The sequence below is a fragment of the Delftia sp. ZNC0008 genome (assembly GCF_000799035.1).
Taxonomy (GTDB): domain Bacteria; phylum Pseudomonadota; class Gammaproteobacteria; order Burkholderiales; family Burkholderiaceae_C; genus Comamonas; species Comamonas tsuruhatensis.
The window spans coordinates 1-12,896 of sequence record NZ_JTKZ01000920.1; the positions used below are offsets into that span (position 1 = coordinate 1).

Annotated in this window: 12 protein-coding genes; 4 read left to right on the forward strand and 8 right to left on the reverse strand. The window is 68.6% G+C overall.

What is annotated here, in order from left to right; genetic code table 11:
- The 5 genes from L995_RS29735 to L995_RS29755 all read right to left on the reverse strand — a co-directional run.
- Positions 1–838: acyl-CoA dehydrogenase (locus L995_RS29735; protein WP_047475046.1), on the reverse strand; the 838-nt coding region annotated here is incomplete at its 3' end.
- A gap of 111 nt (positions 839–949) precedes the next feature.
- Entirely contained in the window at positions 950–2,476 is a 1,527-nt protein-coding gene (locus L995_RS29740; protein ID WP_047475052.1) for an alpha,alpha-trehalose-phosphate synthase (UDP-forming), read from the reverse strand.
- The gene (gene otsB / locus L995_RS29745; RefSeq protein WP_047475047.1) at positions 2,473–3,291 is read right to left on the reverse strand and encodes a trehalose-phosphatase; all 819 of its coding nucleotides are present in this window, start codon (positions 3,289–3,291) and stop codon (positions 2,473–2,475) included. Before otsB ends, L995_RS29740 begins: the two co-directional genes overlap by 4 nt.
- 7 nt (positions 3,292–3,298) lie before the next feature.
- The gene (locus L995_RS29750; protein ID WP_016452716.1) at positions 3,299–3,532 is read right to left on the reverse strand and encodes a hypothetical protein; all 234 of its coding nucleotides are present in this window, start codon (positions 3,530–3,532) and stop codon (positions 3,299–3,301) included.
- 251 nt (positions 3,533–3,783) lie between these two features.
- The gene (locus L995_RS29755) at positions 3,784–4,107 is read right to left on the reverse strand and encodes a hypothetical protein (protein WP_016448411.1); all 324 of its coding nucleotides are present in this window, start codon (positions 4,105–4,107) and stop codon (positions 3,784–3,786) included.
- A gap of 318 nt (positions 4,108–4,425) precedes the next feature.
- Here L995_RS29755 and L995_RS29760 point away from each other — a divergent pair, with 318 nt between their 5' ends.
- Positions 4,426–5,391: a ferritin-like domain-containing protein gene (locus tag L995_RS29760; RefSeq protein WP_016448410.1), complete on the forward strand. Its 966-nt coding sequence runs from the start codon at positions 4,426–4,428 to the stop codon at positions 5,389–5,391.
- 25 nt (positions 5,392–5,416) lie between these two features.
- Here L995_RS29760 and L995_RS29765 read toward each other — a convergent pair whose 3' ends face one another.
- Complete coding sequence (locus L995_RS29765; RefSeq protein WP_016448409.1) at positions 5,417–6,829, reverse strand: short-chain fatty acyl-CoA regulator family protein; 1,413 nt, start codon at positions 6,827–6,829, stop codon at positions 5,417–5,419.
- A gap of 117 nt (positions 6,830–6,946) precedes the next feature.
- On the opposite strand from L995_RS29765, the gene L995_RS29770 reads away from it, so the two are divergent.
- The 3 genes from L995_RS29770 to acnD are packed head-to-tail and all read left to right on the forward strand — an operon-like array spanning position 6,947 to position 11,217.
- Positions 6,947–7,345, forward strand: coding sequence for an acyl-CoA thioesterase (locus L995_RS29770; RefSeq protein ID WP_047475048.1), 399 nt, complete (start codon positions 6,947–6,949; stop codon positions 7,343–7,345).
- A complete protein-coding gene (prpC, locus tag L995_RS29775; RefSeq protein ID WP_016448407.1) occupies positions 7,342–8,529 on the forward strand; it encodes a bifunctional 2-methylcitrate synthase/citrate synthase in 1,188 nt (395 codons plus the stop codon). The genes L995_RS29770 and prpC overlap by 4 nt, the downstream gene beginning before the upstream one ends.
- A gap of 60 nt (positions 8,530–8,589) precedes the next feature.
- A complete protein-coding gene (gene acnD / locus L995_RS29780) occupies positions 8,590–11,217 on the forward strand; it encodes a Fe/S-dependent 2-methylisocitrate dehydratase AcnD (RefSeq protein ID WP_047475049.1) in 2,628 nt (875 codons plus the stop codon).
- Here the strand turns inward: acnD and L995_RS29785 are convergent.
- Positions 11,205–12,119, reverse strand: a complete 915-nt coding sequence (locus L995_RS29785; protein WP_047475050.1) for a LysR family transcriptional regulator — start codon at positions 12,117–12,119, stop codon at positions 11,205–11,207. The genes acnD and L995_RS29785 overlap by 13 nt on opposite strands.
- A gap of 144 nt (positions 12,120–12,263) precedes the next feature.
- The gene (locus tag L995_RS29790; RefSeq protein ID WP_017407101.1) at positions 12,264–12,830 is read right to left on the reverse strand and encodes a TetR/AcrR family transcriptional regulator; all 567 of its coding nucleotides are present in this window, start codon (positions 12,828–12,830) and stop codon (positions 12,264–12,266) included.
- Positions 12,831–12,896: the final 66 nt, after the last annotated feature.

A 12,896-nucleotide genomic window follows, 5' to 3' on the forward strand; every position in this document is an offset into this window, starting at 1 on the left:
CCAGCAGGCAGGGGTCCGAGGGCGTGGCATCGATGCGGGCCGCAGCGTCGCGCAGCAGGCCGGCCGCGCCGGCCAGGGCCACATCCAGCGCGCCCAGGTGGGCCTGGCGGTGCGGGTCCTCGCCTTGACCGACGGCCTGCTGCAGATGGCTGGCGATGCGCGCTGCCGCGCCATGCCAGCAGGCAGCAACGCCCGCGCCGCCATGGTGAAAGCCGGGGCGGCTCAGGTACTGGCCCGGGGCCCCGACCAGCACGCCGGTGGCGCCGTCGAAGTGCACGTCGGCGCTGGCGCTGGCGGCCATGCCCACGGCCTGCCAGTGGCTGTCGTCCCTGCGGATGCCGGGCTGGTCCATGGTGACGGCGATCAGGCAGCGCCGGCCGTCGGCCAGCCAGCCGCTGACCAGGGCACGGTCCACCGCGCGCGCGCCCGAACACCAGGGCTTGTGGCCGGACAGCTGCACGGCCATGCCGGCATGTGCCGCAGCATGGGGGGCCGTGGGCGTGGCCTGCACGCGCTCGCCCGGCGGCTCGGCGCACCAGACGGCCCAGCGCAGGCCTTCGGTGGCCAGGTCTGCCTGCAGCTCGGAGAGGATGGCCAGGGCATCGGTATGGCCTTCATAGAGCTTGGCCAGGCTCAGGCTGTGGGCGGCCACCTCGGCCAGTGCGCGCCAGCGCTGCAGCGTGTGGCCATGGCCCGGCAGCGGCAGGCGGTCGGCGCCCTGCGCCACCAGCAGGGCCAACTGGTCCGCTGGCGACAGGTCCGTGTGGCCGCGCAAGGCCTGCGCCAGCGTGTCGCTGCATGTCCACGCATGGGCGTGCTCGTTGTCGTGCTGGGCCATCGCCGCTTGCCTTCCTTTTGTGTGTCGTGCGCAGCCCGGGAAATGGGGGTGGGGCCGGGCGATGCCATGGTGCCGGGAGGATGAACGCGGCGCCGCAGGAGCAGGAAGGCATTACCTGTCGGAGACCACCGACCGGCAGGCGTCCCGTTCCACGCCGTCGGCAGGGCAGGCGGCCAGCTCCAGGCGCAGCGGTGCCTGCTCCTGCCTGATCGAGGGAACGGGGATGCCGAAGGCTTCCCTTTCCCTGTGCTCCAGCGGCCTGGCCTCTTTCAAGGCAGACAGAAAGGCCTTGCGCCACCAGTGCACGTCCTGCTCGGCGATGCGCTGCAGCAGCCGCTGGTGCCGCTGGCGCCTTTCCTGCAGGGGCATCTGCAGGGCCTGCTGCACCACGGCGGCCGTGCCGTGCACGTCGTAGGGATTGACCAGCAGCGCCTCCTGCAGCTGCTCGGCCGCGCCGGCAAACCGCGACAGCACCAGCACGCCCGGGTCGGCCGGGTCCTGGGCCGCCACATATTCCTTGGCCACGAGGTTCATGCCGTCGCGCAGCGGCGTGACCAGGCCCACGGCCGCCGCGCGGCACAGGCCCGGAATGCCATCGCGCGGCAGGGTCTGGTGGATGTAGCGCACGGGCATCCAGTCCAGCTCGCCGTAGTCGCCGTTGACGGCGCCGCACAGCGATTCAAGCTCCCGCCGTATGTCGGCATACGCGTCCAGGCCCTCGCGCGTGGGCGAGCCGATCTGGATCAGCGTGGCGCGCCGGCGCTGCTCGGGATGGCGGGCCAGCAGCTCCCGAAAGGCACGCAGGCGCTGCGGCAGGCCCTTGGAGTAGTCCAGCCGGTCTATGCCCAGCAGCAGGCGACGCTGTGCGTACTCGTGCTTCATGCGCGCATGCATGTCCTGCGATGCGCCGGACAGGGCCAGCGCCGCGAAGCCCTCCACATCGATGCCGATGGGGAAGGCGCGGCACACCAGGCGCTGCCCATGGGCACGCAAGGCGCCATCGCCCAGCGACTGGCCCCCGGCCTCGTCGCAGACATAGCGCTCGAAATGCTGCACGTCCTGGCGGGTCTGCAGGCCCACAAGGTCGTAGGCAAACAGGCAGCGCATCAGCCATGCATGCTCGGGAATGGCCGCCAGCAGGGTCGGCGGGGGCAATGGGATGTGCAGGAAAAAGCCGATGCGCTGGCGGCAGCCCAGGGCGCGCAGCTCGGCCGCCAGCGGGATCAGGTGGTAGTCATGCACCCAGAGGATGTCGTCCTGCGCCAGCAGGTGCAGCAGCCTGCGCGCAAGCAGCTGGTTCACGCGGCGGTAGCCGGCCGCATGGCCCGTGTCGAAGCTCGCCAGGTCCAGCCGTCCGTGAAAGACGGGCCACAGCACGCCGTTGCTGTAGCCCGCGTAGTAGCTGTCATGGTCCGCACGGTCCAGGTCCACCGTGGCCAGCGTGACGTTGCCTGCCTGGGTGCGGTGCACATGGCCGGCCGGCGCGGCCTGGGCACCGTCGTCGGTGACGGTCCCGCTCCAGCCGAACCACAGGCCGCCCGTCTGCCGCAGCGCATCGCCCATGGCCACGGCAAGGCCCCCGGCCGCGGCCCTGCGCGGATCGGCCACGCGGTTGGAGATCACCACCAGCCGGCTCATGGCAGCACCTCCGCGCAGGTCTGCGCAGCCGGGTGCATGCATGCGGACTTCAGCCAGGCATGCACGGCCTGCGGGCTGCCCAGCCGGTGGCGGGCCCTGCTTGCGCCTTCGCCCACCTTGATCGCCATGCCGCCGTGTGCCTGCACCACGGCAAAGCCGCTCTCGTCCGTGACATCGTCACCGGCAAACACGGGGGTGCGGCCGGCGAACGGCTCTTCGCGCAGAAAGGCCGCAATGGCGCGGCCCTTGTCCACGCCCGCAGGCCTGACCTCCAGCACGCATTTACCGTGCAGCAGCTCCAGACCGGGCTGGTGCTGCAGGGCGAGGCCCAACATGTCCAGGCACAGCGCCGCCAGCTCTGGCGCACGCCGGTAGTGCAGTGCGACCGAGGAGCGCTTGCGCTCCACCAGCAGGCGGGGATGGTCGGCCGCCAAGGCATTGCACATCTGCAGCACGGTCTCTGGCATGGCCGATGCCTGCATGTGCAGGCGGCCTGCGGCATCCCGCCGCTGCAGGCCGTGCTCGCAGGCGGCGGGCAGATGCAGCGGCGCCAGAAAGTGGTCCAGCATCTCGACCTGCCGACCCGTGACGATGGCCAGCGCACCGCCCAACAGACCCTGCAGCCTGGCCAGCATGGGGATCAGGACGGGGTCTGGCGCAATGGCGTCCGGGGTCTCGGCCAGCGGCACGAGCGTGCCGTCGAAGTCGAGGAACAGGGCGGATCTGCAGGTGGGGAATGGGGGTGTTTCCATGGGAGCGCCAGGGTATGGGTTGCCGGTTTCGTGGATCGACATCAGGAAAGCGTCTGCTGCCATGGCCTGCTCACCGCTCGGCCTTGATGGAGCCGCGGATGTTGGTGATGGCCAGGCAGAACTGCAGGCTCACCAGCGCCCAGGCCGCCGTGGACCAGCCCCACAGCGCCCACAGCGCATTGCTGAGCATCAGGATCCAGAAGCCCAGGTTGCGCCTTTGCGCAGAACGCGAGCCCACACACCAGGCGCCGGCGATGGAGGCCAGAAAGGCAGGCCACTGGAGCCAGTCGGGAATGTCGGGCATGGGGTTGCTCCTGTATGAAGTGAAGCGCGGGCACCTCAGTTGCCGGGCCGTGCCGGGTCGTCTTCGTCGATGGAGTGGCATTCCTTGCAGGCTCCGCTTTCGTGCGCGCGGGCGGCCAGATTGACGTGGAAGGCCGCCCCTTGCTGCAGCTGCTCCCCGTCCAGAGCCCTTCGATGCCGGTCATGCGGTTGCTGGCGATCTTGCTGGCTGCCAGCAGCTCGTTGCGCTTCAGGTGCAAGCGTCAGGTGCCATCAAGGCTGCTTGCGCACCATCTTCTTGCGCCGTTCGGCATCCAGGCCCGGCGTCTGGCGCATGTCGGTATCGACCTGGCCGGAGGCGAGGTCGTCATGGGCCTGGCGCATCACCGGATCGGGCGCATCGCTGGTAGCGTCCAGGCTCTGGTCGCGCTCGTGCGGAAGGCGCAGGCCCTGTTCGGATGCGTCGGATGCATCGGATTCACCGGGCGCATGGGGCGCCTTGCCGACCTGTCCGGGCAGCTTGGTCTGGCCATCGCCCGACGGCTTCGCCTGTGTGGGTGCAGAGGACTTGGATGCGGATGGGGTCTTGTCTTTCATGGCGTCTTCCTTTCATTCGCGGGCCTGCGCAGGCGGCGCTTGGGCCATGGTCTCTTGGCCCTTTCGCAGCCGCCGTGGGACCACGCCGAAAGCGCAGGAACGAAAAGATGCCTCGCGCATGAACGCCGTTCTCAGGCACGCCGATTGCCCTGTGATTGCCCTGTGCCGGGGTGCGAAAAATGGCCACAGGCCACTGGCGCGATGTCCGCAAGGCCCGGTCGCCGCGTTCCTACGGCACATGGCCGCAAGCGCGCACGCCGGCGGCGCGCCACGGCGATCACGATAGACATCACTTTCAACTGCCAAGGAGCACATTCCATGACGCAATCGAATCCCGCAAACCGTGACCCGCTGTCCGACGCGCCCGGCGCACATCCCGTGGGCACCGGCATAGGCGCTGCAGGCGGTGCCGTGACCGGCGCTGCATTCGGCGCAATGGGCGGCCCCATCGGTGCTGCCGTGGGCGGTGTGGCCGGTGCCGTGGTCGGCGGGCTGGCCGGCAAGGGCGCGGCCGAAGCCGTCAATCCCACGGTCGAGGACGCCTACTGGCGCGACGCCTACCAGAACGAGCCCTACTACGTGGCCGGCCGCAGCTACGAGGAGTACCGCCCCGCCTACGAGCTGGGCTGGAACGCGGCCGCCGCGCGCCGCGATGCCGACTTCGATGCCTTCGACGCCGAATGGGAGCGCGAATGGACCACGCGCCGTGGCGCCAGCCATCTGGACTGGGACCAGGCCCGGCCCGCAGCGCGCGCGGCCTGGGAGCGCGCAGGCGTTCGCGATGTCCGTGATGACACGGGGACCATCGTGGCACCGGCCTACACCGGCGACATCGACAACGACGATGTAGCCGACGTGCTCAACGACCTGCTCGAATCCTGCCGCGATGGCGAGTACGGCTTTCGCACCTCGGCCGAGAACGCCGACTCGCCGGACCTCAAGACCCTGTTCCTGCGCCACAGCGCCGAGTGCGGCGCCGCCGCGCTGGAGCTGGAGGCCGAGATCCGCAAGCTGGGCCGCGAGCCCGCATCGGGCGGCACGGTGGCCGGCGCGCTGCACCGGGGCTGGGTGTCGGTGAAGACGGCGCTGACCTCGCAGGACGACAAGGCCGTGCTGGAGGAGTGCGAGCGCGGCGAGGATTCCGCCGTGGCCCAGTACCGCAAGGCGCTCAAGCAGCCGCTGCCTCCGGCCATCCGCGTGATGGTGGAGCGCCAGGCCCAGGGCGCGCAGCGCAACCACGACGAAGTGCGCGATCTGCGCGACCGCATGCGCGCGGCCTCCTGACCCGGCACAGGATGCCTGGGGGTTGCTAGCCGCCTACGCCGTACGGCGCAAAGCGGCTGGCGTTCTCATCCACATGCAGCGCCTTTCCCACATAGGGAAAGGCGCGCTGCGTGCACTGGTCGCGCTCGCAGACCTTGCAGCCCATGCCGATGGGCGTGGCCGATTCCGGATCGCCCAGGTCCAGCCCCTTGGCATAGACCAGGCGCGCGGCATGGCGTATGTCGCAGCCCAGGCCGATGGAGAAGGTCTTGCGTGGTGAACCATAGCCGCGCTGGCCATGCGAGACCGAGCGTGCAATCCACAGGTAGCGCCGCCCGTCGGGCATGCTGGCGAGCTGGCGCAGCACCTGGTCGGGCTGGCCGAAGGCCTCGTACACCGTCCACAGCGGGCAGGTGCCGCCGGTGCGGCTGAAGTGGAAATGCGTGGCCGACTGGCGCTTGGAGATATTGCCCGCGCGGTCCACGCGCACAAAGAAGAAGGGCACGCCGGGCGCGCCGGGCCGCTGCAGCGTGCTCAGCCGGTGGCAGACGGTTTCAAAGCCCACGCCAAAGCGCTGGCCCAGCAGGTCGATGTCATAGCGCAGCTGCTCGGCCGATTCCAGGAACAGGTCGTAGGGCAGCAGCAGCGCGCCCGCAAAGTAGTTGGCAAGGCCCACGCGGGCGAGCTTGCTTGAGGCCGGGTCGCCCTGGAAGGCGGCGGTGGCGATCAGCCGGTCCAGCGTGTCGCCCATCTCCAGCAAGGCCAGCTGCGTGCCCAGCTGGAAGGCCTGTTGCGCAGGCTCCAGCGCCGAGGACAGCCACAGCGAGCGCGTGGCCGGGTCGAACCGGCGCTGGCTTTGCCGGGAGTCTTCCAGGCGATGCACCTGCACGCCGTGGCGCTGCTGCAGCCGCCGGACCAGCCAGTCCGCCAGATGGCCCGGGTCCGCACGCGCCTCGCCAGCCAGGGCCTGGGCCGCGCGGTCGACTTCATCGAAGTAGTTCTGGTGCGCAAAGAAGAAATCGCGCACGGCCTCGAACGGCATGGTGCGCGCCACCGGCATGTCCGAGCGGTCATCGCCCAGCCTGAGCGACATGCTCTCGATGCGCTCCAGGGCCTCCAGATGGCGGCGATGCAGCGCCATCACCGCACGTCCCAGGGCGGGCATCTGCGCGGCGACTTCCTGCAGCTCGGGCAGGGCAATGGATTCGGGCGCCTCGGCAAGGGCCTCGCGCAGGCCGGCGACCAGGCGCGCTTCCTCGTCCTCCGAGAACTGCTGGATATCGACGCCCAGCGCGCGGTTGAGCTTGAGCAGCACCGACACCGTCAGCGGCCGCTGGTTCTGCTCCAGCTGGTTCAGGTAGCTGGGCGACAGGCCCAGCGCGTGGGCCAGGGCGATCTGGGACAGGCCGTGCTCCGCGCGCAGTTTGCGCAGCTTGACGCCCATGAACGTCTTCTTCATGGCTGTTTCCTCGGGTGGCTGTTATTCGCAGAATTTGCAAATTCGCGGACTTCGTTTCGCAAGAATTCGCCTTTTCAGCACTATGGCAGGGGCGCTATTTTGCGTAAATTGCGAAACATGACAACACCCACCGGAACCGCCGAGTTGCATGAACTGGTATTGCCCGCGCTGGCCAACCACCACGGCACGCTGTTCGCGGGCCAGGGCCTGCAGCTCATGGCCAAGGCGGCCTTTCTCGCTGCGCGCAGCCTGGCACAGCGCGAGGTCGTGATGGCCGCCGTCACCGGCGTGGACTTCCTGGCACCCGTGCCCGTGGGCCACGAGATCGTCCTGCGCGGCTGGGTCAGCCGCGTGGGGCGCAGCTCCATGACGGTCTGCGTCACCGCGTCGGCCCATGCTCCGGGCATTGCCTGCGAGGACGTGCTCAAGGGCCTGTTCGAGATGGTGGCTGTCGACCACAACGGCCTTCCTGCGGCCATTGCCCATTCCTATCTGAACCAGGAGACCCTTCCATGAGTACCACGACCATCGACGCGCCATCTGCGTCAACAGCACCATCTGCGTCCGCATTCAAGCCCAAGAAATCCGTCGCGCTGTCGGGCGTGACCGCCGGCAACACCGCGCTGTGCACCGTGGGCCGCTCGGGCAACGACCTGCACTATCGCGGCTACGACATCCTGGACATTGCCGAGGTCTGCGAGTTCGAGGAAATCGCCCATCTGCTGGTGCACGGCAAGCTGCCCACGCGCCCCGAACTGCAGGCCTACAAGACCAAATTGCAGGCGCTGCGCGGCCTGCCGGCCAGCGTCAGGCAGGCGTTGGAGCAGCTGCCTGCCGGCGCCCATCCGATGGACGTGATGCGCACCGGCGTCTCGGCCCTGGGCTGCGTGCTGCCCGAAAAGGACGACCACAACCTGGCGGGTGCCCGCGACATTGCCGACCGGCTCATGGCCAGCCTGGGCTCCATGCTGCTGTACTGGTACCACTGGAGCAATTCGGGCCGGCGCATCGAGGTGGAGACCGACGACGACTCCATCGGCGGCCACTTCCTGCACCTGCTGCACGGCCACCGGCCGTCCGAAGGCTGGGTGCGCGCCATGCACACCTCGCTCAACCTCTATGCAGAGCATGAGTTCAACGCCTCCACCTTCACGGCGCGCGTGATCGCGGGCACGGGCAGCGATATGTATTCCTCCATCGCGGGCGCCATCGGCGCGCTGCGCGGGCCCAAGCATGGCGGCGCCAACGAGGTGGCCTTCGAGATCCAGAAGCGCTACGACACGCCCGACGAGGCCGAGGCCGACATCCGCCGCCGCGTCGATGCCAAGGAAGTGGTGATCGGCTTCGGCCACCCGGTCTACACCGTCAGCGACCCGCGCAACGTGGTCATCAAGGGCGTGGCCAAGCGCCTGTCCGACGAGGCCGGAACCACCCGCATGTACGACATTGCCGACCGGCTGGAATCGGTGATGTGGGAGGTCAAGAAGATGTTCCCCAACCTGGACTGGTTCAGCGCCGTCAGCTACCACATGATGGGCGTGCCCACGGCCATGTTCACGCCGCTGTTCGTGATCGCGCGCACCAGCGGCTGGGCCGCGCACGTGATCGAGCAGCGCCAGGACAACAAGATCATCCGCCCCAGCGCCAACTACACGGGGCCGGATGACCAGAAGTTCGTGCCCCTCGATGCGCGCGCCTGAGCCGCCGCTGTCCTGAACCTGGCGGGCGGGCTGCAGGCCTGCCCGCATTGCATCCGCCCCATGAACCACACCCACAAGAAACCCCTGCCCGGCACCACGGTGCACTACATCGATGCCCGCGCCGCCGTCGATGCGCTTTCGCCCGGCGCCTGGGCACGCCTGCCCTACACCGCCCGCGTCCATGCCGAGAACCTCGTGCGCCGCGCCGATCCCGCGCAGCTGCACGGCTACCTGCTGCAGCTCATCGAGCGCCGGCGTGACATCGACTTTCCCTGGTACCCCGTGCGCGTGGTCTGCCATGACATCCTGGGCCAGACCGCCCTGGTGGACCTGGCCGGCCTGCGCGACGCCATCGCGGCCGAAGGCGGCGACCCGGCCCAGGTCAACCCCGTCGTGCCCGTGCAGCTCATCGTGGACCACTCGCTGGCCGTGGAGTGCGGCGGCTTCGATCCCGATGCCTTCGTGAAGAACCGCGCCATCGAGGACCGCCGCAACGAGGACCGCTTCCACTTCATCGAGTGGACAAAAAAAGCCTTTGCCAACGTGGATGTGATCCCTGCAGGGAACGGGATCATGCACCAGATCAATCTGGAGAAGATGTCCCCCGTGGTGACAGTGCAGGATGGCCTGGCCTTCCCGGACACCTGTGTCGGCACCGACTCGCACACGCCCCATGTCGATGCCCTGGGCGTGATCGCCGTGGGCGTGGGCGGCCTTGAGGCCGAGAACGTCATGCTGGGCCGCGCCTCCTGGATGCGCATGCCCGAGATCGTGGGCGTGCGCCTCACGGGCCGGCGCCAGGACGGCATCACCGCCACCGACATCGTGCTGACCCTGACCGAATTCCTGCGCCAGCAAAAAGTCGTCGGCGCCTATGTGGAATTCTTTGGCGAGGGCGCCGACAGTCTGAGCATCGGCGACCGCGCCACCATCTCCAACATGTGCCCCGAATACGGCGCCACGGCGGCCATGTTCTCCATTGACGACCAGACCCTGGCCTACCTGCGCCTGACCGGCCGCGACGAGGCCCAGGTGCGCTTGGTCGAGGCCTATGCGCGCACCGCAGGTTTCTGGAGCGACAGCCTGGCCGATGCCCAGTACGACCGCGTGCTGCAGTTCGACCTGTCCACCGTGGTGCGCAACATGGCCGGCCCCTCGAATCCGCACCGGCGCCTGCCCACCTCGGCCCTGGCCGAGCGCGGCATTGCCGATGCGGCAAAACTGCAGGCCGCCCGCGCCCAGGAGCGCCAGGGCCTGATGCCCGATGGGGCCGTCATCATCGCGGCCATCACCAGCTGCACCAACACCAGCAACCCGCGCAATGTCATCGCCGCGGCGCTGCTGGCGCGCAATGCCAATCGCCTGGGTCTCACGCGCAAGCCCTGGGTCAAGTCCTCGCTGGCGCCGGGCTCCAAGGCCGTGGAGCTGTACCTGAAGGAGGCCGGGCTGCTCACCGAGCTGCAGCAGCTGGGCTTTGGCATCGTCGCCTTTGCCTGCACCACCTGCAACGGCATGAGCGGCGCGCTGGACCCCAGGATCCAGCAGGAAATCGTCGAGCGCGACCTCTACGCCACGGCCGTGCTCTCGGGCAACCGCAACTTCGACGGGCGCATCCATCCGTATGCCAAACAGGCCTTCCTGGCCTCGCCGCCGCTGGTCGTGGCCTATGCGCTGGCGGGCACCATCCGCTTCGACATCGAGCAGGACGTGCTGGGCGTGGTGGAAGGCCGCGAGATCCGCCTCAAGGACCTGTGGCCCGCCGACGAGGAGATCGACGCCATCGTTGCCCAGGCCGTGCGCCCCGAGCAATTCCGCGCCGTCTACGAACCCATGTTCGCCATCCGCAAGGACGATGGAGACCGGGCCCGGCCACAGTACGACTGGCGCCCCCAGTCCACCTACATCCGCCGCCCGCCCTACTGGGATACCGAAGGCGTGGGCGCGCTGGCGGCCTTCCCGCGCACGCTGCGCAACATGCGGCCGCTGGCCCTGCTGCCCGACAACATCACTACCGACCACCTGTCGCCCTCCAACGCCATCCTGGCCGACAGCGCGGCGGGCGAATACCTGGCGCGCATGGGCCTGCCCGAGGAAGACTTCAACTCCTACGCCACCCACCGCGGCGATCACCTGACGGCCATGCGGGCCACCTTCGCCAACCCGCAGCTGGTCAACGAAATGGCCGTCATCGACGGCGTGCAGCACAAGGGCTCGCTGGCGCGCATCGAGCCCGAAGGCCGCGTGGTGCGCATGTGGGAGGCCATGGAAACCTACCTGAACCGCCGCCAGCCGCTGATCATCATCGCGGGCGCCGACTACGGCCAGGGCAGCTCGCGCGACTGGGCGGCCAAGGGAGTGCGGCTGGCCGGAGTCGAGGCGGTGGTGGCCGAAGGCTTCGAGCGCATCCACCGCACCAACCTCATCGGCATGGGCGTGCTGCCGATGCAGTTCCTGCCGGGCACCGACCGCAAGACCCTGGCCCTGGACGGCACGGAGGTCTATGGCGTGGAAGGCGAGCGCACGCCGGGCACCCAACTCACGCTGGTGGTCGAGCGCAGAAACGGCCAGACGCTGCGCGTGCCCGTGACCTGCCGGCTGGACACGGCCGAGGAGGTATCGGTCTACGAGGCGGGCGGCGTGCTGCAGCGGTTTGCGCAGGACTTCCTGGCGCAGGCTCAGGCAGCCTGAGCAGGGAGCGTGCCAGCGGCCAGCGGCTGGCGCGCCAGCTCGATGAAGGCCTGCAGATAGTCGGTCTGCAGGTCCGCCACGCGCGCGCCCAGGAAGATCTGCTTGGCAATGCCCTGGGCGCCCAGGCGCACGGGCACCACGTCCAGCTTGCCCGCGTACTCCTGCACCAGCCAGCGCGGCAGGGCCGCCACGCCCCGGCCGCTGGCCACCATCTGCATCATGATGTCCGTGGTCTCTATGGCCTTCTGGCGGCGCGGCGTGATGCCTGCCGGCATGAGGAACTGGTTGTAGATGTCCAGCCGGTCCATGGGAACGGGATAGGTGATCAGCACCTCGGGCGCGAGCTGGGCGGCCTCCACGAAATCGGCCCCTGCCAGCGCATGCGCGCTGGAGACCACCAGCACCTGCTCGTAGTCGAACACGGGCACGAACTCCAGGCCCGCCTTGAACAGCGGATCGGGCGTGACCAGCAGGTCGATCTCGTAGCCGAACAGCGCGCCGATGCCGCCGAACTGGAATTTCTGCTTCACATCCACATCCACATCGGGCCAGCTCGCCAGATAGGGCGCGACGATCTTGAGCAGCCACTGGTAGCAGGGATGGCACTCCATGCCGATGCGCAGCGCGCCGCGCTCGCCCTGGGCGAACTGGCGCAGCCGCTCCTCGGCCAGGTCCAGCTGGGGCAGCACGCGCTGGGCCACGGCCAGCAGGTACTGGCCGGCCTGCGTCAGGCGCAGGCTGCGGCCTTCGCGCAGCCAGATGTCCGTGCCCAGCTGCTGCTCCAGCTTCTTCATGCTGTGGCTCAGCGCCGACTGCGTCACGCACAGCACGCCGGCCGCCGCCGTCAGCGAGCCCTGTTTTTCGACTTCACGGACGATGGCGAGGTGGGTGCGTTCGAGCATTTTGGTGAGAAAAATTCATGGATTTGTGAGCTAAAAAAATTCTAGTTCATTGATGTGAATCCATTCCATGGCTGCCTTCATCGATTGAAAGCAGTGCATGACCATCATTCATCACCTCGGTTTTCCCCATCGGCGCCCGGCGCGCTACGCAGCCGGTGCGCCGGGCTGCAGGGCGCCGTGCAGGAAGGCCTGCTCCATCACGGCCGCCACGCTGGCCCGCGCAACACGGCCGCGCCGCTCCGCATCCAGCAGCCCCACGACCATGGACAGCCACAGCTCGGTCATGGCCGCAGCCGTGATGTCGATGCGGAACACGCCGGCCTGCTGGCCGCGCAGGAAAAAGGCATCCATGGCCGCCACCCATTCGCTCTCTATCTGGCCGACCACCGAGATGTCGGAGCGCCAGAAATACATCAGGAACAGCAGCAGCGTCTGGTGGTCCTGGCAGTGGGCGGTGAGGCGGCGCAGCGCCTCCAGCGGCGCGTGGCGCTCCAGCTCGGCCGCGTGCATGGCGCGCGACAGGGTGTCGGCCGCATGCCCTATGAGCCGGTCGATGAGCTGGTCGCGCGTGGGGCAGAAGCGGTAGAGCGTGGCCTTGCTGATGCCGATGGCGCGTGCCAGCTCCTGCAGATTGGCCTTGGGATCGTCCAGCAGCGCCAGTGCCAGTGCGCCCAGCAGCTTGCCTTCGTCCTCTTGCTTGGTGCTCGTCATCGCTTGTCATGCCTCCTTGGAAAGTGCATGGATTTTATCTGTTGATGTTTTAAAGCATCAACGCGG

Excerpts from the sequence above, each read along its gene's own strand:
- L995_RS29760 (WP_016448410.1), top strand. The coding sequence starts at position 4,426 with ATGACGCAATCGAATCCCGCAAACCGTGACCCGCTGTCCGACGCGCCC.
- acnD (WP_047475049.1), top strand. The coding sequence starts at position 8,590 with ATGAACCACACCCACAAGAAACCCCTGCCCGGCACCACGGTGCACTAC.
- otsB (WP_047475047.1), bottom strand. The coding sequence starts at position 3,291 with ATGGCAGCAGACGCTTTCCTGATGTCGATCCACGAAACCGGCAACCCA.
- L995_RS29770 (WP_047475048.1), top strand. The coding sequence starts at position 6,947 with ATGACAACACCCACCGGAACCGCCGAGTTGCATGAACTGGTATTGCCC.
- L995_RS29785 (WP_047475050.1), bottom strand. The coding sequence starts at position 12,119 with ATGCTCGAACGCACCCACCTCGCCATCGTCCGTGAAGTCGAAAAACAG.
- L995_RS29755 (WP_016448411.1), bottom strand. The coding sequence starts at position 4,107 with ATGAAAGACAAGACCCCATCCGCATCCAAGTCCTCTGCACCCACACAG.
- L995_RS29750 (WP_016452716.1), bottom strand. The coding sequence starts at position 3,532 with ATGCCCGACATTCCCGACTGGCTCCAGTGGCCTGCCTTTCTGGCCTCC.
- prpC (WP_016448407.1), top strand. The coding sequence starts at position 7,342 with ATGAGTACCACGACCATCGACGCGCCATCTGCGTCAACAGCACCATCT.
- L995_RS29740 (WP_047475052.1), bottom strand. The coding sequence starts at position 2,476 with ATGAGCCGGCTGGTGGTGATCTCCAACCGCGTGGCCGATCCGCGCAGG.
- L995_RS29790 (WP_017407101.1), bottom strand. The coding sequence starts at position 12,830 with ATGACGAGCACCAAGCAAGAGGACGAAGGCAAGCTGCTGGGCGCACTG.
- L995_RS29765 (WP_016448409.1), bottom strand. The coding sequence starts at position 6,829 with ATGAAGAAGACGTTCATGGGCGTCAAGCTGCGCAAACTGCGCGCGGAG.